Below are 22,758 nucleotides of genomic sequence, written 5' to 3' on the forward strand. Positions count from 1 at the left end.
ACTCAGCGGTGCAGCCACATGCGGATCGCAAGCAGCAATTGGTCGGTGTTGACCGGCTTGGCGAGATAATCGGACGCGCCGGCTTCGAGGCATTTCTCCCGATCGCCCTTCATCGCCTTGGCGGTCAGCGCGATGATTGGAAGACGGGCGAAGGCCGGGCTCTCGCGGATCACGCCGATGGTCTGATAGCCATCCATCTGCGGCATCATGATGTCCATCAGCACGATCGCGATCTCCGGATTGGATTCGACCAGTGTCACAGCCTCGCTGCCGGTCGTCGCCGTCAGCACTTTCATGCCGCGCCGTTCCAGCACGCTCGACAGGGCGAATATGTTGCGGGCGTCGTCGTCGACGAGCAGGGCGGTCTTGCCGATCAAGTCCTCGTCGGAACTGTTCAGCTTCTCCAGCATACGCTGCTTCTCGATCGGCAGCTCCGTGATCACGCGGTGCAGGAACAGCGCGGTTTCGTCGAGCAGGCGTTCCGGCGATTCCACGCCCTTGACCACGATGCTGCGCGCCATGGTGTGGAGTTCCGCGTCCTCCTCCGCCGAAAGCTCGCGGCCGGTGAAGACCACGACCGGGATGTTCGAGAGTCGTTCGTCGTTGCGGATCTGGTCCAGCACCTCGAAGCCGCTCATGTCGGGCAGCCGGAGATCGAGTACCACGCAGTCACACGGCTGCTCGCGCAGCGTCGAAAGTGCCTCCGCGCCGGTGGCCGTCGACACGATCTCGATGTCGTCGTGGTACAGCAGCTCGCGGATCGAAAGCTGCTCGGCCTCGTTGTCCTCGACGATCAGCAGCCGCTTGCGCCGCGGCCGCGCATATTCCTTGATTTGCGTCAGCGCGGCTGAGATGCCTTCAGGCGTGGTCGGCTTGTTGACGAACGAGAACGCGCCGCGCGCCAGCGCATGCTGGCGGTCCTCGTCGAGCGTGATGATCTGCACGGGGATGTGGCGGGTCAACGGATTGTGCTTGAGCTGGCTCAGCACGGTCCAGCCGAGCATGTCGGGCAGGAACACGTCGAGCGAGACTGCTCTCGGCTGATACTGCTTGGCGAGCTCCAGCGCCTCCGCGCCCCGCGCGGCGACCAGAACCTTGAATCCCTTGTCGCGCGCGAGGTCGACCAGCACACGCGCGTAATGCGGGTCGTCCTCGACGATCAGGAGGATGCTGTCGCCGGGCTCGAGGTTCAAGCGGTCGTCGGGAAGCTGCTCGATGACGCGCTGCTGCTCCGGCGCGGCCGGCTGCAGCGCAGGCGGCTGGCTGTATTGCTGCGGCGCCGGCGCAGCCCGCGGTGCGAGCGTCGGGCCGGAATATTTCAATGGCAGATAGAACGTGAAGGACGAGCCCTTGCCCGGTGTGCTGCGGAGATGGATCTCGCCGCCGAGCAGGCTCGCGAGTTCGCGGCTGATCGCGAGCCCGAGGCCGGTGCCGCCGTATTTCCGGCTGGTGCCGGCATCCGCCTGCTGGAACGCCTCGAAGATCAGCTTCTGCTTCTCCAGGGGAATGCCGATCCCGGTATCGGACACTTCGAACGCGATCACCGCCGGCGCGGAGTTCAGCACCGGGTGATCCGTCCCCCAGCCGCCGATCGCGCCGGCGACCTTCAGGCGCACCTCGCCTTCGGCGGTGAACTTGAAGGCGTTGGAGAGCAGGTTCTTCAGGACCTGTTGCAGCCGCTTGGAGTCGGTGACGATGCTGCGTGGCAGGTTCGGATCGACGTCGATCTTGAACGACAGATTGCGGTTGTCCGCCTCGTGCCGGAACGGGCGGCCGACTGTCTCGAGCAGGTTCGCGGTCAGGATCTCCTCGGCGTCGACCGTGACCGTGCCGGACTCGATCTTGGAGAGATCGAGAATGTCGCTGATGAGGTTGAGCAGGTCGGTGCCGGCGCCGTGGATGGTGCGGGCAAATTCGACCTGCTTGGCCGAGAGATTTCCGTCCGGATTGTCGGTGAGCTGCTGGCCGAGAATCAGGATCGAGTTCAGCGGCGTGCGCAGCTCGTGGCTCATATTGGCGAGGAACTCGGACTTGTATTTCGAGGTCAGCGCAAGCTCGGTCGCCTTCTCCTCGAGCGCGCGGCGAGCCTGCTCGATCTCCTGGTTCTTGCGTTCGACCTCGACGTTGCGCTCGGCGAGCTGCTGCGCCTTCTGCTCGAGCTGGTCGTTGGTCTGCTGCAATTCGCGCTGCTGGGTCTGCAGCTCGCCGGCGAGTTGCTGCGACTGCTTGAGCAGGCCTTCGGTCTGCATCGTCGCCTCGATCGAGTTCAGAACGATGCCGATGGAGTCGGTGAGCTGTTCCAGGAATGTCATCTGCGACGTCGTGAAGGAGACGAGGGAGGCGAGCTCGATTACGGCCTTGACCTGGCCTTCGAACAGGACAGGCAGCACGACGAGGTTTTTCGGTGCGACGCGGAACAGCGCCGAGTTGATCGGCACCACGTCGGACGGAATGTCGGAGACCATGCGCGGCCGCTTGTCGAGGGCGCACTGGCCGATCAGGCCTTCGCCGAACTGGAGCACGCGCTGATAGGGATAGATGCCGTCGCTGGCATAGGATGCGAGCAATAGCAGCTGGGAATTGTCCTCGTTCTCGACCTGGTAGATCACGCCGGTATGGGCGTTCACCAGCGGCGACAGCTCGGTGAGCAGCAGCCGGCCGACCGTGGTGAGATCGCGCTGGCCCTGGAGCATGTTGGTGAACTTGGCGAGGTTGGTCTTCAGCCAGTCCTGCTCGGTGTTCACGTCCGTCGTCAGCCGGAGATTCGTGATCATCGTGTTGATGTTGTCTTTCAGCTCCGCGACTTCGCCGCGGGCGTCGACCTGGATCGATCGCGTCAGGTCGCCCTTGGTCACGGCGGTCGCCACTTCCGCGATGGCGCGCACCTGAGAGGTGAGGTTGGCGGCCAGAAGGTTCACGTTGCCGGTGAGATCCTTCCAGGTGCCGGCAGCACCCGGCACGTTGGCCTGGCCGCCCAGCCGGCCTTCGACGCCGACCTCGCGCGCAACCGACGTCACCTGGTCGGCGAAGGTCGCGAGCGTCTCGGTCATGTTATTGATGGTGTCGGCGAGAGCGGCGACCTCGCCCCGCGATTTCATCGTCAGGTTCTGCTTGAGGTCGCCGTTGGCGACCGCAGTCACCACCTTGACGATGCCGCGCACCTGCTCGGTCAGGTTTGCAGCCATCAGGTTCACGGTGTCGGTGAGGTCCTTCCAGGTGCCGGCGACGCCGGGCACTGCAGCCTGGCCGCCGAGCTTGCCCTCGGTGCCGACCTCGCGGGCGACGCGCGTGACTTCGCCGGCGAAGGCGTTGAGCTGATCCACCATCGTGTTGATGGTGTTCTTCAGCTCGAGGATTTCGCCCTTGACGTCGACGGTGATCTTGCGGGAGAGGTCGCCGCGCGCCACGGCCGTGGTCACTTCGGCGATGTTGCGGACCTGCGTGGTGAGGTTCGCCGCCAGGAGGTTGACGTTGTCGGTGAGATCCTTCCAAGTGCCGCCGACGCCGGGCACGACGGCCTGACCGCCGAGCCGGCCTTCAGTACCGACCTCGCGCGCCACGCGCGTGACTTCGGCGGCGAAGGAGCGGAGCTGCTCGACCATGGTGTTCAGCGTGTCCTTCAGGAGAAGGATCTCGCCGCGCACGTCCACCGTGATTTTCTTCGAGAGGTCGCCGCCGGCGATCGCGGTCGCGACCTCGGCGATGTTGCGGACCTGGGCCGTCAGGTTCGAGGCCATGAAGTTGACGTTGTCCGTGAGGTCCTTCCAGGTGCCGGCGACGCCGGGCACTTCGGCCTGGCCGCCGAGCTTGCCTTCGGTGCCGACCTCGCGCGCCACGCGCGTCACTTCGCCGGCGAAGGCGTTGAGCTGGTCCACCATCGTGTTGATCGTGTTCTTCAGCTCGAGGATTTCACCCTTCACGTCCACGGTGATCTTGCGGGACAGGTCGCCGCGCGCCACGGCCGTCGTCACCTCGGCGATGTTGCGGACCTGGGCGGTGAGGTTGCCCGCCATCGAGTTCACGGAGTCCGTCAGATCCTTCCAGGTGCCGGCGACGCCGGGCACGTTGGCCTGACCGCCGAGGCGCCCTTCGGTGCCGACCTCGCGCGCGACGCGTGTCACCTCGCCCGCGAAGCGGTTGAGCTGGTCGACCATCGTGTTCAGCGTGTCCTTGAGCTGAAGGATCTCGCCGCGTACGTCGACGGTGATCTTGCGCGACAGGTCGCCGCCGGCGATCGCGGTCGCCACTTCGGCGATGTTGCGGACCTGGGCGGTGAGGTTGCCCGCCATCGAGTTCACGCTGTCGGTCAAATCCTTCCAGGTGCCGGCAACGCCGGGCACGTCGGCCTGGCCGCCGAGCTTGCCGTCGGTGCCGACCTCGCGCGCGACGCGCGTGACTTCACCCGCAAAGGCGTTGAGCTGGTCGACCATGGTGTTGAGCGTTTCCTTCAGCTGAAGGATCTCGCCCGACACGTTCACCGTGATCTTCTTCGACAGATCGCCCTTGGCGACCGCAGTTGCGACCTCGGCGATATTGCGGACCTGGCCGGTGAGGTTCGAGGCCATCGAATTGACGCTGTCGGTCAAGTCTTTCCACGTGCCGCCGACGCCGCGCACGACGGCCTGACCGCCGAGCTTGCCTTCGGTGCCGACCTCGCGCGCCACGCGCGTCACCTCGCCGGCGAAGGCGTTGAGCTGGTCCACCATGGTGTTGATGGTATCTTTCAGCTCCAGAATCTCGCCGCGCACGTCCACGGTGATCTTCTTCGACAGGTCGCCACCGGCGACCGCCGTCGTCACCTCCGCGATGTTGCGGACCTGCGCTGTCAGGTTGGAGGCCATCGAGTTGACGCTCTCGGTGAGGTCCTTCCAGGTGCCGGCGACGCCGAGCACGTTGGCCTGGCCGCCGAGCCGGCCCTCGGTGCCAACCTCGCGCGCGACGCGCGTGACTTCGCCGGCGAAGGCGTTGAGCTGGTCCACCATGGTGTTGAGCGTCTCCTTCAGCTGAAGGATCTCGCCGGAGACGTTCACCGTGATCTTCTTCGACAGGTCGCCGCTGGCGATGGCGGTGGCGACGTCGGCGATGTTGCGGACCTGCGCCGTCAGGTTCGAGGCCATGAAGTTGACGTTGTCGGTGAGGTCCTTCCAGGTGCCGGCCACGCCGGGCACCTGGGCCTGACCGCCGAGCTTGCCCTCGGTGCCGACCTCGCGCGCGACGCGCGTCACTTCCGAGGCGAACGAGTTGAGCTGGTCCACCATCGTGTTGATGGTGTCCTTCAGCTCCAGGATCTCGCCGCGCACGTCCACCGTGATCTTGCGGGACAAGTCGCCGCGCGCCACGGCGGTGGTGACGTTGGCGATGTTGCGCACCTGAGCGGTCAGGTTGCCGCACATGGCGTTGACGCTGTCGGTCAGGTCCTTCCAGGTGCCGGCGACGCCCGGCACGATCGCCTGGCCGCCGAGCTTGCCGTCGGTGCCGACCTCGCGCGCGACGCGCGTCACTTCCGAGGCGAAGGAGCGGAGCTGGTCCACCATCGTGTTGATGGCTTCCTTGAGCTGCAGGATCTCGCCGCGGACGTCGACCGTGATCTTCTTCGACAAATCGCCATTGGCGACTGCGATCGTCACCTCGGCGATGTTGCGAACCTGATTGGTCAGGTTGTTCGCCATCGAGTTGACGCTCTCGGTCAGGTCCTTCCAGACGCCGGTCACCTCGGGCACCTGGGCCTGACCACCGAGCTTGCCCTCGGTGCCGACCTCGCGCGCCACGCGCGTCACCTCGGAGGTGAACACGCCGAGCTGCTTGATCATGGTGTTGACGATGTTCGCCGACTGCAAAAACTCGCCGCCGAGCGGACGGCCATCGACGTCGAGCTTGACGGTCTGGAGCAGGTCACCTTGTGCGACGGCGGCGACCGCGCGCGTCACCTCGCGCGTCGGCCACAGCAGGTCGTCGATCAGCGTGTTGACCGAACCTTCCATGTCGGCCCAGGAGCCTGAGGCGAGGCCGAACTTGACGCGCTGGCGGGTCTTGCCCTCGCGTCCCACCACCTGGCCGACCAGTTCGAGCTGCTGCGCCATGCGCTGGTTGGCGGCGATGATTTCGTTGAGAGTATCGGCGATCTTGCCGTCGATGCCGAGATAGTCGCCGCTCATGCGCACCGAAAAGTCACCGCTGCGCATGGCCTGCAAGGCGAGCAACAGTTCCGCCCGGGAATCCGACTCCGACGTACCGTTGGTTTTGGGCTTTGGGACGCGACGACCGGAGCCTGATGCAGTTCCGGGATCGAGGTCGCTCATACTGATTCCCCCGCAGGCGTTCGCCGAATCCGCGGCACGACGCGTTTGGTCGACATGAAATAGAGCGTCAGCCAAATTCGAAATCAAGCGCCAAGGTGCGGCGCGAGGAATTGGAACCCGCTTTGCTCAGCCCGACTGAACTAACGAGGGTCCGCGGAATTGGTTCCATGCTCTTCAGAACGGTCGTGGGGGCCGCCGCTTTGCTCGTCCCGCGCCCGGCATTCATCCTTTGGCACGGAGCCAGCCCGCACGTGGAAACACCGACGACCGGAACGGCCAGCCGGTCGAATCCGAGCGGCAGCGGCACGTCATCTTCGGGCGGCAAGGACGACAATGGCGATGCTGGCGTGACAAGATGTCGGAGAACGATCGCACCGTGCGGTCGCAGAGCCAGCAACGTCATCCCAACGACAAGTAGAAACGGCTACTTGTCCGCCATGGTACGCTCGGCGTCCCTGACCTGCGAGCGCAACATCGGGAGCTGTTCGCGCGCGAACGCTGCGAGCGCTGCATTGTCGGGCGCCTTCAGATAGCGCTCGAGCAGTCCGATGACCGATTCATACTCGGGAATCTGCGCGGCATAGAAGCTCCTGATGTAGCTTGGGCCATCCGACATCTCGGGCTCGACCAGGCTCGCGGTCGAGGATGTTGCCTTGCCGATGCGCGGCTCTGCGCCAATGGCCTCCTGGACCTTCTTCAGGCTCTTGTCGCGCCTGGCCGCTTCCTCGGCGCGCAGGGCGGCGAGGTTCTTGACCTCCGCATTGCCCTTGAGGTCGGTATTCTCGAGAAGACCCTGTTGAAATCGGCTGAAATTGTAGACGCCGCTGATAACCTCAATCGCGGTCGGTGGCCGTTCACCGGGCTTTCGCTCGCCGGTGCTGTCGGCAAGCGCCGCACTGTTGATGAATGCCAGGATGAGGGCGGCAAGAACTCGCATCGGTATCAATGATGAACAGCGTGCGAAGTTCCCTGACCATTACGATCCGGTAAGCGGGTTGCAGCGTGAGAGTTCCGTCCCCACGTGCTCCACATGAAACAGTCTGACATCTTCAGGGATAACGCCGACAATTGTCTTCAGCTTGCCGAGCGAGCCGAGGGACAACCCGCCCATAAGCGCTATTCGCGCATGGCCGACGCCTGGACGGCGCTCGCCAACGAGCAGGATTGGCTCGACGGCGAAGTCCCGCCCGTTGCGGTCCGCGCTCCTCCAAAGCGGAAGGCGTGAGCCGCTCGTTCTCGTGAATCTGCGTGTGAGACCGCTCACGGAAGGCAAGCGACTGATTTGGGATCATCCGGGAACATTCGATCGCGTCGATTTCCAGTTTCAGAAGGAGGTTTTGGCGATGGCTCCGCGTCTGGCTCTTCTCTCCCTCGTTCTCGCCTTTGGCGTCTCGGTCGCGTTCGCGACGGTGACGACGTTGCGGCAGGTGCATCTTGAGAACGCATCTGCCGCGGTCCACGCGGTCCGCAGTTAGCACTGCATCGGAACATTCGACGCCGCGGTGCGTAGGGGTTCCGAGACACCAGAACAAGCGAGAGCCCCACCATGGCCCATTCCGACCAAGGCATCGTCAAGGACAAGCGCGGGGAGGAGCAACCGCGCGACAAGGAGCGTGCACAGTCCGTGCACAAGACGAACCCGAAAGGCTCGCCTTCGCGTGAAGCGACGCGCGACCCCAAGCTGAACGACAATAGCAAGACGCCAGGCTCCGGCGTGATGCCGGACGGCTCGAGCGACGCGACAGGCTAGTTCTCACGAAGGAACGAATCCCCGCGGGAAGAGTCGACGGATTGCTTCCGGTTGTCATGCCCCCGGTGCGCCGGAAGCAATCTCCAAGGACGGCCCTGGCACCCACCGTGCCAGGGTCGTTTGCTTATGTGCGTCAGCCGCCGGTGCCGCTCTCTGGATCCCCCTGAGTATGTCCGTCAGGTCCGCGGCCGAACACGCCAAAGCTGCTTGACTTCACGCCCACGGCGGCATCGACGCCGGCGGCGGTCAGTCCGAACCTGAGGAGTTCGCGGACTGCAGCTGCACGCGTCGGCATTCGGTGCTTGAACCGGAAATCGTCGATGGCGGCCAACTCTTCCGGCGAGAGCATGACCTGAAGGCGCTCGGCGCGAAGGTCGTTCATGGCGATCACGCAAATTGAGTAAGTTGAGTAGTTTACTCAACGAACAAACTTGGCGAGGGTTCCGCCAGAGTCGCCAAAGTCTTCTAATGAGTAAGAATTCGCAATAAAATCAATAAGTTAATTTGAAACGTATTGCGCCATGGCGCATTCTTCTTGGAAAGGGAGAGAGGCCATGACGGACCAAGTCAGGTTACCTCGCAAGCTTTCCGAGGAGCCCGAAGCGCCCGAACCGGTGCGGCCGAGCCACCAGAAGGTCATCGAGCAGGTCGAGCGCTGGGCGAACAGTCCGGGCCTCCAGCCGCCGCAATCGCAGACCTTGGCGAAGGCAAAAGCGAGCTAGAAGCATGGCCCGTACAAATGTGCGGCGGTTTTCCGAAACGATCAGGCTCAAACACCATTTTATCGCGCTTTAGGGCTTCACGAAGCGAGAGCCCTCTGCCGATGGCGAATGGGCTGAACGGCGGTTGTGCGAGACAATGCGAAGCCTGCGCCTGAGCCACCAGGCCGTCACGGAAACGCTGGCCCAGACCGTCAACGCGGCGATGAAACCGAGTGCGACGCTTTCACCGACGGTGGCATGGAAGACGACAGCGAACGCCGCGAGGCCGATGCCGCCGAGTGCTGCACCTGCGGCATCGAGCGCTGCGGCCTCCTGCCCGCGACGCCGCCCGCTCAGCCCGGCCTTCTCCTTGGCGTGACGCTCGTGGCTTTCGATCAGGGTCGCGCTGGCACAGAAGATGGCCGGGAGTGCAAGAAAGAGCCCGCCGACAGAAACGCCGAAATGCGCGCCGATGACCCCCGCGAGCATCGTCGCGCAGCCGCCGAGCGCGAAGCGAACGGTGTATTCGTACCACCGCGTCTGTGTCAGTGCGGATGACGATAGCTTCACCAGCATCAGGCGGCACCTCCCAAACCGGCGAGCAGACCGAAGGCAACCCCGAGCCATACGGCGAAGGCAAGGATCGTCGCCGGGAGCGCGCCGAGACGGACTCTCATCAGGAGATGGCAGACGACGAGGCTGTAGCAGGCGAGCGCGATGGCGCCATAGATCATCGTCCAGCTCGCGGCCGCGGCATATTGTGGGCCGTGCTGGACCACGGCGATGCCAAGGGTGGCCAGCGCGACCGACGGAGCTGCGCCGAGAAGCCCGGCAAAGCTCTTTGGCCGCAGCATGTCACCGAGGATTGCAAAGATGGATACGATCAGCCCGCCGGCGACGAAGCGCACGAGATATTCCGTCATGGCCGTACCCGCGAGGCTTCGGTCCGCTGCCGCTGTGATTTCGCCAGCGCGAACCGCCTGAACAGTCGCTCGACGACGATGCCGAGCGTGAAGCCTGCCGCCACGTCGCTGATCCAGTGCGCCAGCAGCGCCACGCGCGTCAGCGACAACGCCACGGCGAGCGAGCGGGCCAAGCGGCGCGAGGCCGGCGGCAACAGGCCGGCCGCCGAGGCGAGGGCGCCCATATGCACGGCGTGACCGGAGGGAAACGCGTCGCGAGGACGTCCCGAATAGGGAATACCGCACCGGTGGCCGCTCACGGTGAGCCGGTCAGGCCTCGTCTGGTCGAATACGGATTTCAAGAGATGCGGCACTATCGCCGTGACCAGCGATACCATCAGGACGTGATCGGCAACGGGACGCCGCTGCGGATGCCGGAGGCAGGTGTAGAGCCATCCGGCAGCAGCGAGCGCGAGCAGCACATGCTCGTCGGCGCCCCAGGTCATTGCCTGGGCCGCATGCTCGAGGCCTGAGTTGGTATTGTGTGCGATCTCGCTGGCGATCGCCGTATCGATCCGGGTGGGTTTCACTGTTACGAGCGCCATCGGTCCGCCGGCGACTTTTCCTCCATGACGGTTTTGTAAAGCCCGGAGCCAAAGAAGGTTCCTGAACTGTCACGGGGCCTCGGCCCGCCGTGCCGCAATTACGGTTGTCCGGAGCCGCCGGCGGCGCCATAGACCTGTCCCGTCGCATAGCTTGCGTCGGCGGCGGCAAGCTGCACGTAAATCGACGCGAGCTCGACGGGCTGGCCGGGACGGCCGAGCGGTGTCATGCCGCCGAATTTTTCGAGCTTGTCCATCGTCGCACCGCCGGAGACCTGAAGCGGCGTCCAGATCGGTCCGGGCGCGACGCCATTGACGCGGATGCCCTTGGGGGCGAGCTGCTTCGCCAGCGATTTCACATAGTTCATCGTCGCCGCCTTGGTCTGCGCATAGTCGTAGAGATCCGGCGAAGGATCGTAGGCCTGCTCGGACGTCGTGCCGATGATGCAGGAACCAGGCTTGAGATGCGGCAGCGCCGCCTTGATGATCCAGAACGGCGCGTAAATGTTGGTCTTCATCGTCGCATCGAAATCCTCCGACGATACATCGAGGATAGAAGCGCGCGTTTGTTGCCGAGCGGCGTTGCAGACGACGATGTCGAGCCCGCCGAGGCCCTGCGCCGCCTGCTCGACCAATTGCTTGCAGAAGGCTTCGTCCTTGAGATCGCCGGGGATCGCAAGCCCGGTGCGCCCTTCCTTTTTGATGAGTGCGATCACCTCCTGCGCGTCGGGCTCTTCAGCAGGAAGATAGTTGATGGCGACATCGGCGTCTTCCCGCGCATAGGCGATTGCGGCGGCACGGCCCATGCCCGAATCCCCGCCGGTGATCAGCGCCTTGCGGCCGGCGAGCCGGCCGGAGCCCTTGTAGCTGGTCTCGCCATGATCGGGCCGCGGCTCCATCCTGCCGGCAAGGCCCGGCCAGGGCTGCGACTGCTTCTTGAACGGCGGCTTCGGATAGCGGGTGACTGGATTGGTCAAGTCGGTATCTGCCATGGACGCGGTTCCTTGCGCTGCTGAGGACGCCAGCGAAGCCGCCGCGAGTGCCGCGCTCGCGGCGTGGACGACGTGCCGGCGGGACAGTGAGGTTTTGCTGTGGTTCGACATCATGCTCTCCGCGATGTTCGAACCTCAATGCGCGGAGACGGTCGTCGTTGCCAAGCGAAGGACGCCGGCCGCGCCGGCGTCCTTCAGCAATGCGTTACCTGGTTTGACCGACGCTCGGCGCCTTGCCGAGCTCCTTGGCCATGTCGAGGTGGTGCTTCAGTGCCGGCAGGGTCTTGCCGGACCAGTCCTTGAGCGCGGCATTGTCGCCGCCCTTGGCATAGCGTTCGAACAGGGAGACGGCATCCTCGTGGGCGCTGACCTGATAGGAATTGTAGTCCGAGCTGAAGTCCTTGCCGGTCGCGCTCTTGAGCTTGTCGAGCTTGCTCTGATGGGAGCTGTCGAGCGTGGTCGGTAGCGACGCCTGCACCTTGCCGTCGTTGACAAGCCCCTTGAGCTCGGTGCTGGTCTTGGTGTGGTCGGTCACCATCTGTTGCGCGAAGCTCTTTTCCTGCGCGTTGCCCTTTTGCTGGGCGAGCTTGCTCGATTCGATCTCGAACATGTCGCTGATCGCCACCTGCTTGACGAAGTCGGCAGTGGATGGAGCGACGCCGAGCGCCGAGTTGACGCCGGTCTTCTCGCCGAGCGACTGGGCGAGCGCGGGGCCCGCGAGAGCCACGCAGGCAAGTGCGATGATGGTTCGTTTCATGGTCGGATCCCTCCAATAGGTCGCGCGGCCGTTTGCCGGCGAATATGCGCCGACCAACACGTCGCAAGAGCCGAGGTTCCTAATCATTGGCCCGCAGGACGGCGACCGGTCCGCGGATTGATCGGATCGGTCGCCTTTCGCCGCAGCCGCTCCGGAAGGAATGGCTCCGCCGACGTGGGGGTCGCATCGGCGCGCACGTCCGCGTGGTGCTGCGCCCGCTCATGCGGCGTGCGGTTGTCGTTGATCTGCCGCTTGACGTCGAGGCCTCCGACCGGATCGTTGACGCCGTGCTGGATGTCGCGGAAGTCGCTCATTGTTTACCTCATTGCTTCCCGGGCAGGATCGATTCGAACATCTGCCGCGCCGCTCCCTTGATCATCCCGCTTTCGTTCGGATCGCCCTTCATCAGCGCGAGCGAGAAATTCTTCGCCTGCTGCAAGGTGATGTGCGGCGGCAGCGGCGGCACCTCCGGATCGGTTTTCACTTCCAGCACAACCGGCATGTCACTCGCCAGCGCCTGCTCCCAGGCCGAGCCGAGCAGCTGCGGGTTGTCGATGAAGATGCCGGTGAGGCCGATCAGCTCGGCGAAGCGCGAATAGGAGACATCGGGAATGCGCTGCGAAGCCTCGAATTTGGGATCGCCGTTGATGATGCGCTGCTCCCAGGTGACCTGGTTGAGATCTTCGTTGTTGAAGACGCAGACGATGAAGCGCGGATCCCGCCACGAGCGCCAGTATTTCGCAGCCGTGATCAGTTCGGCCATGTTGTTCATCTGCATCGCGCCATCGCCGACCAGCGCGATCACCGGCCGGTCCGGCTGGGCGTATTTCGCGGCGAGCGCATAAGGAACCGCGGCGCCCATCGAGGCGAGACCGCCGGACAGCGAAGCCGTCATGCCGCGCCGCATCTTCAGGTCCCGCGCAAACCAGTTGGCACACGATCCGGAATCGCTGGTGATGATGGCGCGGTCGGGCAGGCGCGGGGACAGCTCCCAAGCGACAAGCTGAGGGTTGACGGGCGCCGCGGGCTGATGTGCTCGGTCGTCCAGCGTCTTCCACCATCTCGCAACATCGTCTTCAATGCCCCGGCGCCAGGCGTCGTCGGCCTTGGGCGCGAGCCGCGGCAGCAATGCGCGCAGCGTCTCGGCGGCGTCGCCGACGAGACCGACCTCCATGGGAAAGCGGATCGACAGCATGCTGGCGTCGATATCGATTTGAACGCCGCGCGCGCTGCCTTCCGTGGGCAGGAATTCGGCGTAGGGAAAGGCCGAGCCCACCATCAGCAGCGTGTCGCACTCCATCATCATGTTGTAGCTGGGCTCGGTGCCGAGCAGGCCGATCGAGCCTGTGACCCACGGCAGGTCGTCGGGCAGCGCGGCCTTGCCGAGCAGTGCTTTGGCGCAGCCGGCCGACAGCCGCTCGGCAACCGCGATCACCTCGTCGGTGGCGTGAAGCGCGCCGGCGCCGACGAGCATCGCGACCTTCTTGCCGGCGTTGAGCACCTCCGCGGCGCGGTCGAGATCGGCCTCACGCGGCGTGATGCTGGGTGGGCTGTAGCCGATGCCGGAATGCAGCGTGCCGTGTTCACGGGGCGGATCCTCGTAAGGTTCCTCCTGCAGGTCGTTGGGCAGGATGATCACGGTCGGGGTCCGCCGCGCCAGCGCAATCCGCACCGCGCGGTCGATCAGGTGCCGCACTTGCGCGGGCGAGGATGCCTGCATGACGTAGGCGCCGGCAACGTCCTTGAACATCGAGAGAAGATCGAGTTCCTGCTGATAGTGGCCGCCGAGGGCGTTGCGCGACTGCTGGCCGACAATCGCCAGCACCGGCTGGTGATCGAGCAGCGCATCGTAGAGCCCGGTGACGAGATGAGAGGCGCCGGGGCCGGAGGTCGCAATGCAGGCGCCGAGTTCGCCCGAGAACTTTGCGTAGGCGGTCGCCATGAACGCTGCCATTTCCTCATGCCGCGCCTGCACGAAGCTGATCTTGCCGCCGGCCCGGTTCATCGCACCGAACACGCCGTTGATGCCGTCGCCGGGATAGCCGAAGATGTGGCGCACGCCCCATTGATGCAGACGCTGGACGATGAAGTCGGAGACGGTCTGGGACATTGCGCGTGGCCCTTGGTTTGGCGGGTGTTGAAACTCAAAGAACTGCTCGTTTGGTGCGATGTTCCTGACCGCTCACGGAACATGCACCGGAACGATCCCGTGCCTATCCGGTTGGTTTTGCACGTGGCAGAGTGGAGAATTGCGATGTTGAACCAAGACGAACTGGATCGCAGTGAGACGGGCCGTTTGATCGGCAGCGACAAGGTCGAGGGAACATCGGTCTATGGCGCCGATCGCAACCGGATCGGTTCGATCGAACGCGTGATGATCGACAAGATCAGTGGCCAGGTTTCCTACGCCGTGCTCGGTTTTGGTGGATTCCTGGGCCTGGGCAATGATCACTATCCGTTGCCCTGGCAGTCGCTGAAATACGACACCGAGCTCGGCGGGTATGTCACCGGCATCACCACCAAGGAGCTGGAAGGCGCGCCCAAATATGGCTCACGAAGCGATTGGAACTGGAGTGATGACGCCGCCGTGCGTGTATCAACTCCTATTACGGCGTCCCCTTTGCTTAACGTTTCAGGAAAGTGAGATCGATGAGCAAGGAACGGCCCAACGACGATCCCCGGCAGCAGAACGACTGGGGCTCGCATCGACAGACGGACAAGCCCTGGAAGGGCAACCCCGAGAAGGAGCAGGGATCGGACGAGGTCAAACCCGATCTTGAGAAGTGGCACGAGGCCAAGACGCACTGAAGGTGCGTGCGCCCATGGCGACCTCTTGAGCAAGCGCGGCGTCCATGGTGCCGCGTTGCTCCTTTGAGCCGTGCGTTCACGAATGACAGCGCTGCCGTTGCAGGAGCCGGGGACACTGGCGCAGGCCATTCTGGCGCAGCGCCAGCAATTTCCACCAGAGCCGCCTGCTCACCCCACCGCCTGGTCCCGCCCCGGCCCCGCATGCACATGCACCTGTCTGGCGTGCAGCGGCTCGCCGCACTCCGAGCACACCATCACGGGATCGAACAGCTTGCCGCAGCAGCCTAAGAGCGCCGGACCTTCGAGATGGAGATCCGTCCGTTCGGAGAGAAATGGTGACCGCGGCGCAATAATCCGGCTAGACTGATCTGAACATCAAGCAAATTCCGGGAGGACCTTAAGTGAAGACCGCGATCACCGAACTGTTCGGCATCGAGCACCCCATCATTCAGGGCGGCATGCATTTCGTCGGCTTTGCCGAACTGGCCGCCGCCGTCTCCAATGCCGGCGGGCTCGGCATCATCACCGGTCTCACGCAGAAGACGCCGGAACTGCTCGCGAAGGAGATCGCGCGCTGCCGCGACATGACCGACAAGCCGTTCGGTGTGAACCTCACCTTCCTGCCGACCTTCTCGGCGCCGCCCTATCCTGAATACATTGCGGCCATCGTCGAAGGTGGCATCAAGGCGGTGGAGACCGCAGGCCGCAGCCCGGAAGCCTACATGCCGGCCCTGAAGGCGGCCGGCATCAAGGTCATCCACAAATGCACATCGGTGCGTCACTCCCTGAAAGCCGAACGCATCGGCTGCGATGCCGTCAGCGTTGATGGTTTCGAGTGTGGCGGACATCCCGGCGAGGACGACATTCCCAACATGATCCTGCTGCCGCGCGCGGCGGAAGAGCTGAAGATCCCGTTCGTCGCTTCAGGCGGCATGGCCGATGGGCGCAGCCTGGTCGCGGCGCTGTCGCTGGGCGCGGCGGGCATGAACATGGGCACGCGCTTCATCGCCACCAGAGAAGCGCCGGTGCATCAGAACGTGAAGAATGCACTCGTTGCTGCGACCGAGCTCGACACCCGCCTGATCATGCGGAGCTTGCGCAACACCGAGCGCGTCCTGAGGAACGCCAATGTCGATCGTCTGCTCGAGATCGAGCGCGATAAGGGCGACAAGCTTACGATCGACGACATCCACGACCAGGTCGCGGGCGTCTATCCTAGGATCATGCTGGACGGCCAGATGGACGCCGGTGCCTGGAGCTGTGGCATGGTCGCAGGCCTGATCCACGACATCCCATCCTGCAAGGAACTCATCGATCGCATCATGGCGGAGGCGGAGACCATCATCCGCGGCCGTCTGATGGGGTTCCTGGACGGAACGGGAGCGGCACGAAAGGTCGCCTGACACCGTCAAACTTCTTAACCACGGTGGCATTTGACCGCTGGAATTGCGCGCGGCGCCTCCTAAATAGGGGTAAATTAGCCCTTTAATAAATCGATTTCAGGAGGCGTCCGTGGTCCTGAAAAACGTTCCCTTCGCAGTTGCCCTTGCCCTTGTAATCGCAGGGGGCGGCATTGCGCGCGCTGACGATTACAAGCCTGACGAATATCTCGGCCTCGATCTGTCCAAGGCCGTTCTGTCGCCGAAGCGTCTCGGGCCGGAGACGCGCTTCGCGCCGCTCGCACTCGAAGCGCGTGGCGGCAACGAGGCGCAGGCTCGGGCCGAGCCTGTCGACGTGCCGAAGAAGGTCGCGGCCGAGCGCGTTCGTGTGGTCGAGCCGAAGGCCGCGCATGCCAGGAGCGCAAAGGCGCGCGGGGCGGCCCGTGCGAAGCTTGCGCGCCGCCACGGCAATCCGCTCGACGCGCAGGCAATGGATACCCGCATCCAGACCTGGCCATGTCGCTCCGGCGGTATCTGCAACTGGAAGCGTTAGTCGGGGCCAAAGCCGTCATCGCCACGTCGCAAAACCGTAGGCGCAGAGTCAAGAAACCGTAAGCCGGGAGTCAAGGAGCGCAGGCACCTTCCGTCGTGATTCGACGAAGGTTTCCTGAATGGCAACGCTCCGCGCCCCGCGCGCATGGACCCGGCGGCAGTTCCTGGTCCGCTCCGCCTCCAGCCTCGCGATGGCCTCGCTTGCGAAGCCCTCCATCAGTCGTGCCGCCGACCGCCCGCAGATCGCGGGCGGAATCCAGTCCGGCGACGTCTCGGACGGCTCGGCCGTGATCTGGGCGCGAGCCGACCGGCCTGCACGGATGCAGGTGGAGTGCTCGACCGTCGAGAGCTTCAAAACGATCATTGCGTCGGCTTCCGGCGATGCATCGCCCGACGCCGATCTCACCTCAAAACTGCTGCTGACCGATCTGCCACCGGGCCAGGATATCTTCTACCGCGTGCGCTTCGACGACATTGCCACCGGTCTCGCCGGCGAAGGCCGGCTCGGCCATTTCCGCACCGCGCCGTCAGCTAGCCAGTCGATATCGTTCCTGTGGTCCGGCGATACCGCGGGGCAGGGCTGGGGCATCGACGTCTCGCGCGGCGGCTATCGCAGCTATCGGACCATGCTCGACAACCGGCCGGATTTCTTCATCCACTCCGGCGACCACATCTATGCCGACTGCCCGATTCCATCCGAGTTGAAACTGCCAAACGGCGAGACCTGGCGCAATGTGCTGACCGAGGAAAAGTCCGAAGTCGCGCACACGCTGGCGCAGTTCCGCGGCAATTACAAATACAACCACCTCGACGAACACTTCCGCGCCTTCCACGCCGAGGTGCCGATGTTCGCGCAATGGGACGATCATGAGGTCACCAACGACTGGTCACCGATCGGCAGCCATGATGAGGCCGGATGCGAGGACGACGGCACCCCGCGGCTGGTCGCGCGCGCCCGCCGCGCCTTCTTCGACTTCATGCCGATCCGGGACATCGGCGCGCGGCAGGGTCGGGTCTATCGCAAGATCGCCTACGGCCCGCTGCTCGACGTCTTCATGATCGACATGCGCAGCTACCGCGACGAGAGCTGGAACAAGGGCGACGATCACCGCGGCTGGATCCTGGGCGCCGAGCAGCTCGCCTGGCTCAAGCGCGAGCTCGCCGCCTCGCGCGCAACCTGGAAGGTGATCGCGGCCGACTTGCCGATCGGCCTGATCAGCCTGGACGCCGTCGCGCTCGGCAACGGGCCGCCCGACCGGCGCGAGCACGAGATCGCGGATCTGCTCTCCTCCATCAAGCGTGCCGGCATCCGCAACATCGTCTGGCTCACCGCCGACATGCACTACACCGCCGCGCACTATTACGATCCGAACAAGGCGCAATTCCAGGATTTCGAGCCGTTCTGGGAGTTCGTCTCCGGCCCGTTGCATGCCGGCAGCTGGGGGCCTGGCGAGCTCGACGACACCTTTGGCCCGGTCGCGATGTATCAGCAGGGCTGCAGCGCAGCGCAGGGCGAGAACCTCGCGCCATGTTTCGGACTGCAGTTCTTCGGGCGGGTCGACATCGATGGCCGCAGCGGTGTGATGACCGTGACCTTGAAGGACGTGGACAATCGTCACCTCTGGTCGGTCGATATCGTGCCGCAGCCGCATGGGCGGCCGGCCGTGGTGGCGCAGCATTCCTAAGCGCGAACCCGATCTTGATGATTGGCTGGCCGGCGACTCGCGCGCTATAGTCGCTACTCTCGCCGCCTCTTTCCGTCACCGAAGAGTCTGCTCACGCGGCATTGCTGCGCGCATCGGCGGCCTGCGATATCTCAGGAGCCTGTTTCATGGACCATCTGAAAACACAGGGCATCAGCTTGCCCAAGCTTGGCCTCGGTACCTTCCGCATGCAGGGCGATGCCTGCCGCGCTGCAGTCGAGAGCGCGCTGTCGATCGGCTATCGCCATCTCGATACTGCCGAGATGTATGCCAATGAGGAGCCGATCGGCTCGGCCATCGCGTCGTCCCGCGTGCCGCGCGGCGAACTGCACGTCACCACGAAAGTCTGGCACGAGAACCTCGCCCCTGACGCGATCCGGCGCGCCTTCGATGCCAGCCTGAAGAAGCTCAGGCTCGACCATGTCGATCTCTATCTCGTGCACTGGCCGTCGAAGGCTGCGGACTGGGGCGCGGTGTTCGAGACCCTGATGAAGCTCAAGGAGGAGGGGCGCACGCGGGCCATCGGCGTTGCCAATTTCACCACGGCGCTGCTCAAGGTCGCGGTCGAGGACATCAAGGCGCCGATCGCCTGCAACCAGGTCGAATATCACGCCATGCTCGATCAATCGAAGGTGCTCGGCTATCTCCAGGCCAGGTCGATTCCGCTCGTCGCTTATTGTCCGCTGGCGCAGGGGCGTATCGCCTCGGATCCGGTACTGGCCGAGATCGGCGCCAGGCACGAGGCGACCGCCGCGCAGGTCGCGTTGAAATGGCTGCTCGACCAGGACGGCGTCGCCGCAATCCCGAAGGCTTCGCGCCGCGAGAGCCAACAGGCCAATCTCGACGCGCTCAAGATCACGCTCGACGATTCCGACCGCAAGAAAATCGCCGCGCTGTCGAAGGACAGGCGTTGCGTCAATCCCGGCTTCGCGCCGGCGTGGGATTAGTTCGAGTGCTTGGGCAATAGAAATGGCCCCATGAGGGGCCATTTTCATTCGCGTTGCGCATTAGTCCCAGTGATGGTGGCGGTGGCTGCGCTTGATCACGACCACGCGGTCTCCGCGATGGTGGCGGTGCCAGCCGCGGTCATGATGGTGCATGCGATATTCGGCGCGGGCGCCGTGCGGGCCGTGATGGTGATGACCGCGCTTGATCACCACCGTCTCTGCGCTTGCCAGGGTCGGCGCTGCGATCACGAGCGCACCGAGAGCTGCAACCACATAACCAAGCTTCTTCATGATGTCCTTCTCCAAATGAATGCACATCTAAACCGTGTATTCACGCGAACGTTCCGGAGGAACGGGGAGAGAATTCTGAATGGATGTTCAGGTGGGCATGATCCGGACTCAAAGAGCCGCGTCAGCGCAAAGTGTGCGGCGGTGTCCGATTGGATCATGCTTGGGAATGACGGCTAATCGCAGCGTTGCTGCGCGGGCGTTGGTGCTCCGGTGGCGACGTACTTGCCGTCTTTGATCGTGTACTCGCCGCGCTCGCTGCGATTGTAGATCGCGCGCAGGCTGCCGTCCTTCTGCAGCAGGAGTCCGAATTCGCGAGTCTGATGCAGCGCCGGGAAGAACACCATCACGTCGAGCAGGCCCTCTGCACTGACTGTGGCCGACACCACCTCGTTCTCGTCTTTGGCTTCGCCGAAATTGCGCCGGTACATCACCCGGCCATCCTTCCTGATCTCGTAGGTCAGGAGCGCCCCCTTGTCGCGGTCTGGCCGGGCCGCGCAGTCGACCGCCCACGAGCCGAGCAGGCCCCATTGCTCGACGGTCGCGGCCAGCGTCTCGGCACCGGCCGTGGAGGTGAACGCAACCCACAGCACTACCGCCGCGATCCAGCGGTTCAAACGTCGCATCATGCCCTGAAAAACCCCGCCTCGAAGACTCCAAACTGTACCATCGCGCCCGCGGCCGTTCCACGGCGGCCGGCGATCACTCGTGAATTTGATCCGCGTCAATGAGGCAGCGCATTTCGAGGGTAGGATGGCATTCCCGAAGGCGAACGTGGATAGACCAATGCTGAATCAAGTCGTGGATTTTGCGGGCGAAGTGCTGCCGGGGAGCTGTGCCGTACCGCCTTACTCGGAGGCGGCGTTTCTGACCGAGCTGGGCGATCGCTTGCGGTCCTCGCGCATGCGCTGCGATCTCTCGCGCCGCGAGCTGGCCCGCCGCTCCGGAATCTCCGAGCGCTATATCGCCCAGATCGAGGCCGGCAAGGGCAACGTCTCGATCGTCCTGTTGCTGAGGCTCGCCTCCGCGATCCACGGCAGCCAGCCCCAGGCGGCCTGATATCAGGCCCGCTTCTCGACATTGGCGCTGCGGGCCGGCACGCCGAATTCCTTGCGGCAGACCTCGGCCAGCACGGCGACGCCCTCGCGGATCTGCTGATGCGTGGGGCTTGCAAAGCACAGCCGCAGCCGCGAGCTGGAATGGCTCTTGTTGGTCGACCATTCCGGTCCCGGATTGATCGAGACGCCGGCGGCGAGCGCGGCTTGGTACAGCTTCAGCGTATCGACCTGGTCGGGCAGCTTCACCCACAGGAAGATTCCGCCCTTGGGCTCCTCGAACTCGGCGGCCGTCCCGAACTGCTCGTTGAGCGCTTCCATCAGCGTGTCGAGCTTGGTGCGCAACGCCTTCGTCAGGGCCGGTACGTGGGTCGAAAAATGCGGCCTGCAATATGTGGCGAGCACCATCTGCTCGAGCGCGCCGGACCCGGCATCCGTCTTCAGCGACAGCATCCGCGACATCACCTCCCAGGGCGCGACGATGAAGCCGACGCGCAGCGCCGGCGCGATCGACTTCGAGAACGAGCCGATATGGATCACGCCGCCGTTCGGACTCATCGCGTAGATCGCCGGCGGCCGCTGCCCTGACCACACGAGGTCGGCATAGCAATCGTCCTCGAAGATGGGGACGCCGTATTCGGCCGCGAGCCGCACCAGCTCAGTGCGCCGGCTCTCGGGCATGATGCTGCCGGTGGGGTTCTGCACCGTTGGAATGGTGTAGATGTATTTCGGGCGGATGCCGCGGCTCTTCAGGTCGGCCAGCGTCGTCGCCAGCATATCCATGCGCATGCCGTCCTTGTCGAGGGGAATGCCGACGACATTGACCCCGAGCCGCGCCAGGCGGTTCAACGACCCCTGATAGCTGTCCTGCTCGAAGATCACGGTGTCGCCGCGCGCCAGCAGCGTGGCGTTGACGAGATCGAGCGCCTGGAGGGAGCCCGAGACGATCAGCAGATCGTCCACCGTGCAGGTGATACCGGCATCGCGCTTGAGTTTCGTCACCAGGAATTCGCGCAAGGGGAGGTAGCCTTGCGGGCCGTGCGCGAGCCCGTAGGTGGCGAGCGACCGGCCCTCGCTTTGCAGGGCGGAATTAGTCGCCTCGATCAGGCCGTCGAGCGGCAATTGCTCGGAATCGTTGTTGCCGCCGACGAAGCTGTACTTGGCAAGCCCCGTCCAGCGCGCAGAGGGGGCCGGCAGCCCTGCCGGAAACAGGGGCGCGAAATTGAAGCTGGACGTCATGGGCTTTCCTCGTTTTGTTCTTTTTTGGCGGCCGGCCTTGGCGCCGACCATGCTATTTCGATGGTGACATCATGCCAGTGTTTTGCCCGACGGGTCAAAGGGAATTCGTAAAATCCGCATCGGATCGCGCGTCTTCGACAAGCCATTGATTTTGCAGATCTGGCCTACTGTGCATGGGGTTGTTTTCGCGTTTTCGATCTGTGCTCGCGCCAGCACCTGCGCAGCGTGGCGCGTCACTGTGGTTTGCCTCACCTACTTGCCGGCCGTCCTGGTCGGGCGGCCCTGGCTGATGAAAGCGTAATGCGCATTGGCGATGCCGCCAACCATGAGGGCCTCGACCACCGGCTCTGCGATCTCGCCCGTGGCGGCCCAGTCGACCAGGAAGTTGGCCCCGGTCCCGCCGCGCAAATCGTCGGTCGGAACGAAGATCGAGACGGTGGCGAGCGGCCTCAGCGCCACCGGCTTCTTCAGATAGCTCTCGACCTGCTTGCCTGCGGTGTCGAAATAGGCGATGCGTTTAATGACCAGCGGCTGGGTCTCGGAGGCGTTGTGTACGCTGAGCGTCACCGAAAAGTCGACACGCAACTTGCCCTGGCTCATCGCGACGCTGGAATAGGCCGGCACGTAGAATCCGCCGGAGACCGCGAGGTCCTCCTTCGGCAGAGCGGTAAGCGAATCGGCAAAGTTTTGTTCGATATTGACCTTGGATTGCGCGGTGAGCGAATCGGCAAAGGCGAGGGGACCCAGCAGCATGGCTGCGACGAGCCCTCTCCGCATGTGACGA

At 64.2% G+C, this 22,758-nt stretch carries 24 protein-coding genes and 2 pseudogenes; 11 read left to right on the forward strand and 15 right to left on the reverse strand.

The window, feature by feature from the left end:
* Positions 1–2: 2 nt before the first annotated feature.
* Both EDE08_RS01265 and EDE08_RS01270 read right to left on the reverse strand, forming a co-directional pair.
* Positions 3–6,299, reverse strand: coding sequence for a HAMP domain-containing protein (locus tag EDE08_RS01265; protein WP_131866415.1), 6,297 nt, complete (start codon positions 6,297–6,299; stop codon positions 3–5).
* 424 nt (positions 6,300–6,723) lie between these two features.
* Entirely contained in the window at positions 6,724–7,236 is a 513-nt protein-coding gene (locus EDE08_RS01270) for a DUF4142 domain-containing protein (protein WP_131866417.1), read from the reverse strand.
* Between the two features lie 93 nt (positions 7,237–7,329).
* On the opposite strand from EDE08_RS01270, the gene EDE08_RS01275 reads away from it, so the two are divergent.
* The 3 genes from EDE08_RS01275 (at position 7,330) to EDE08_RS01280 (ending at position 8,049) form a co-directional block, all read left to right on the forward strand.
* Positions 7,330–7,524 (forward strand): hypothetical protein, encoded by a 195-nt coding sequence (locus EDE08_RS01275; protein ID WP_131866419.1) that lies wholly within the window; start codon positions 7,330–7,332, stop codon positions 7,522–7,524.
* 118 nt (positions 7,525–7,642) lie between these two features.
* Entirely contained in the window at positions 7,643–7,774 is a 132-nt protein-coding gene (locus EDE08_RS39340; RefSeq protein WP_283810538.1) for a hypothetical protein, read from the forward strand.
* A gap of 71 nt (positions 7,775–7,845) precedes the next feature.
* Positions 7,846–8,049: a hypothetical protein gene (locus EDE08_RS01280; RefSeq protein ID WP_131866421.1), complete on the forward strand. Its 204-nt coding sequence runs from the start codon at positions 7,846–7,848 to the stop codon at positions 8,047–8,049.
* A 133-nt stretch (positions 8,050–8,182) separates the two neighbouring features.
* Here the strand turns inward: EDE08_RS01280 and EDE08_RS01285 are convergent, their stop codons facing one another.
* Positions 8,183–8,431: a hypothetical protein gene (locus EDE08_RS01285; protein WP_165935698.1), complete on the reverse strand. Its 249-nt coding sequence runs from the start codon at positions 8,429–8,431 to the stop codon at positions 8,183–8,185.
* A gap of 172 nt (positions 8,432–8,603) precedes the next feature.
* On the opposite strand from EDE08_RS01285, the gene EDE08_RS38170 reads away from it, so the two are divergent.
* The gene (locus EDE08_RS38170) at positions 8,604–8,771 is read left to right on the forward strand and encodes a hypothetical protein (protein WP_165935697.1); all 168 of its coding nucleotides are present in this window, start codon (positions 8,604–8,606) and stop codon (positions 8,769–8,771) included.
* 69 nt (positions 8,772–8,840) lie between these two features.
* Here the strand turns inward: EDE08_RS38170 and EDE08_RS01290 are convergent, their stop codons facing one another.
* From EDE08_RS01290 to EDE08_RS01320, 7 genes are all read right to left on the reverse strand, one after another.
* A complete protein-coding gene (locus EDE08_RS01290; RefSeq protein WP_131866423.1) occupies positions 8,841–9,326 on the reverse strand; it encodes a hypothetical protein in 486 nt (161 codons plus the stop codon).
* The gene (locus EDE08_RS01295) at positions 9,326–9,673 is read right to left on the reverse strand and encodes a DUF3147 family protein (RefSeq protein ID WP_131866425.1); all 348 of its coding nucleotides are present in this window, start codon (positions 9,671–9,673) and stop codon (positions 9,326–9,328) included. The genes EDE08_RS01290 and EDE08_RS01295 overlap by 1 nt, the downstream gene beginning before the upstream one ends.
* Positions 9,670–10,257, reverse strand: a complete 588-nt coding sequence (locus EDE08_RS01300; protein ID WP_131866427.1) for a phosphatase PAP2 family protein — start codon at positions 10,255–10,257, stop codon at positions 9,670–9,672. The genes EDE08_RS01295 and EDE08_RS01300 overlap by 4 nt, the downstream gene beginning before the upstream one ends.
* A gap of 98 nt (positions 10,258–10,355) precedes the next feature.
* Positions 10,356–11,246 carry an SDR family oxidoreductase gene (locus EDE08_RS01305; RefSeq protein ID WP_207912866.1) on the reverse strand — a complete coding sequence of 297 codons (891 nt, stop codon included), beginning with the start codon at positions 11,244–11,246 and terminating at the stop codon, positions 10,356–10,358.
* A 205-nt stretch (positions 11,247–11,451) separates the two neighbouring features.
* Positions 11,452–12,003, reverse strand: a complete 552-nt coding sequence (locus EDE08_RS01310; RefSeq protein ID WP_131866431.1) for a DUF4142 domain-containing protein — start codon at positions 12,001–12,003, stop codon at positions 11,452–11,454.
* An 83-nt stretch (positions 12,004–12,086) separates the two neighbouring features.
* The gene (locus tag EDE08_RS01315; RefSeq protein WP_131866433.1) at positions 12,087–12,317 is read right to left on the reverse strand and encodes a hypothetical protein; all 231 of its coding nucleotides are present in this window, start codon (positions 12,315–12,317) and stop codon (positions 12,087–12,089) included.
* An 8-nt stretch (positions 12,318–12,325) separates the two neighbouring features.
* Positions 12,326–14,113, reverse strand: coding sequence for a thiamine pyrophosphate-requiring protein (locus tag EDE08_RS01320; RefSeq protein ID WP_131866435.1), 1,788 nt, complete (start codon positions 14,111–14,113; stop codon positions 12,326–12,328).
* Positions 14,114–14,257: 144 nt separating this feature from the next.
* Between EDE08_RS01320 and EDE08_RS01325 the strand changes: the two are divergent.
* Together EDE08_RS01325 and EDE08_RS38175 are read left to right on the forward strand one after the other, a co-directional pair.
* Positions 14,258–14,631 (forward strand): annotated as a pseudogene (locus tag EDE08_RS01325) (PRC-barrel domain-containing protein).
* Positions 14,632–14,652: 21 nt separating this feature from the next.
* Positions 14,653–14,811 (forward strand): hypothetical protein, encoded by a 159-nt coding sequence (locus EDE08_RS38175; protein WP_165935696.1) that lies wholly within the window; start codon positions 14,653–14,655, stop codon positions 14,809–14,811.
* 168 nt (positions 14,812–14,979) lie between these two features.
* Here EDE08_RS38175 and EDE08_RS38940 read toward each other — a convergent pair.
* Positions 14,980–15,090, reverse strand: a pseudogene (locus EDE08_RS38940) (winged helix-turn-helix transcriptional regulator); the annotation flags it as partial.
* A 122-nt stretch (positions 15,091–15,212) separates the two neighbouring features.
* Here EDE08_RS38940 and EDE08_RS01335 point away from each other — a divergent pair.
* The 4 genes from EDE08_RS01335 (at position 15,213) to EDE08_RS01350 (ending at position 19,392) form a co-directional block, all read left to right on the forward strand.
* The gene (locus EDE08_RS01335; protein WP_131866437.1) at positions 15,213–16,214 is read left to right on the forward strand and encodes an NAD(P)H-dependent flavin oxidoreductase; all 1,002 of its coding nucleotides are present in this window, start codon (positions 15,213–15,215) and stop codon (positions 16,212–16,214) included.
* Positions 16,215–16,323: 109 nt separating this feature from the next.
* On the forward strand, positions 16,324–16,743 hold the full coding sequence (locus tag EDE08_RS01340; protein WP_131866439.1) for a hypothetical protein: 420 nt from the start codon (positions 16,324–16,326) through the stop codon (positions 16,741–16,743).
* A 118-nt stretch (positions 16,744–16,861) separates the two neighbouring features.
* Entirely contained in the window at positions 16,862–18,427 is a 1,566-nt protein-coding gene (locus EDE08_RS01345; RefSeq protein ID WP_131866442.1) for an alkaline phosphatase D family protein, read from the forward strand.
* A gap of 146 nt (positions 18,428–18,573) precedes the next feature.
* On the forward strand, positions 18,574–19,392 hold the full coding sequence (locus EDE08_RS01350; protein ID WP_131866444.1) for an aldo/keto reductase: 819 nt from the start codon (positions 18,574–18,576) through the stop codon (positions 19,390–19,392).
* 60 nt (positions 19,393–19,452) lie between these two features.
* Here EDE08_RS01350 and EDE08_RS01355 read toward each other — a convergent pair whose 3' ends face one another.
* Together EDE08_RS01355 and EDE08_RS01360 are read right to left on the reverse strand one after the other, a co-directional pair.
* Positions 19,453–19,683, reverse strand: a complete 231-nt coding sequence (locus EDE08_RS01355) for a hypothetical protein (RefSeq protein WP_061878705.1) — start codon at positions 19,681–19,683, stop codon at positions 19,453–19,455.
* Positions 19,684–19,856: 173 nt separating this feature from the next.
* A complete protein-coding gene (locus EDE08_RS01360; protein WP_245524688.1) occupies positions 19,857–20,306 on the reverse strand; it encodes a hypothetical protein in 450 nt (149 codons plus the stop codon).
* 160 nt (positions 20,307–20,466) lie between these two features.
* Between EDE08_RS01360 and EDE08_RS01365 the strand changes: the two genes are divergently transcribed.
* Positions 20,467–20,739: a helix-turn-helix domain-containing protein gene (locus EDE08_RS01365; RefSeq protein ID WP_061878412.1), complete on the forward strand. Its 273-nt coding sequence runs from the start codon at positions 20,467–20,469 to the stop codon at positions 20,737–20,739.
* A 2-nt stretch (positions 20,740–20,741) separates the two neighbouring features.
* Here the strand turns inward: EDE08_RS01365 and EDE08_RS01370 are convergent, their stop codons facing one another.
* Complete coding sequence (locus tag EDE08_RS01370; RefSeq protein ID WP_131866449.1) at positions 20,742–21,974, reverse strand: aminotransferase-like domain-containing protein; 1,233 nt, start codon at positions 21,972–21,974, stop codon at positions 20,742–20,744.
* A gap of 252 nt (positions 21,975–22,226) precedes the next feature.
* Positions 22,227–22,751: a DUF3124 domain-containing protein gene (locus tag EDE08_RS01375; protein ID WP_165935695.1), complete on the reverse strand. Its 525-nt coding sequence runs from the start codon at positions 22,749–22,751 to the stop codon at positions 22,227–22,229.
* Positions 22,752–22,758: the final 7 nt, after the last annotated feature.

The sequence above is a fragment of the Bradyrhizobium sp. R2.2-H genome, assembly GCF_004346455.1.
Taxonomy (GTDB): domain Bacteria; phylum Pseudomonadota; class Alphaproteobacteria; order Rhizobiales; family Xanthobacteraceae; genus Bradyrhizobium; species Bradyrhizobium diversitatis.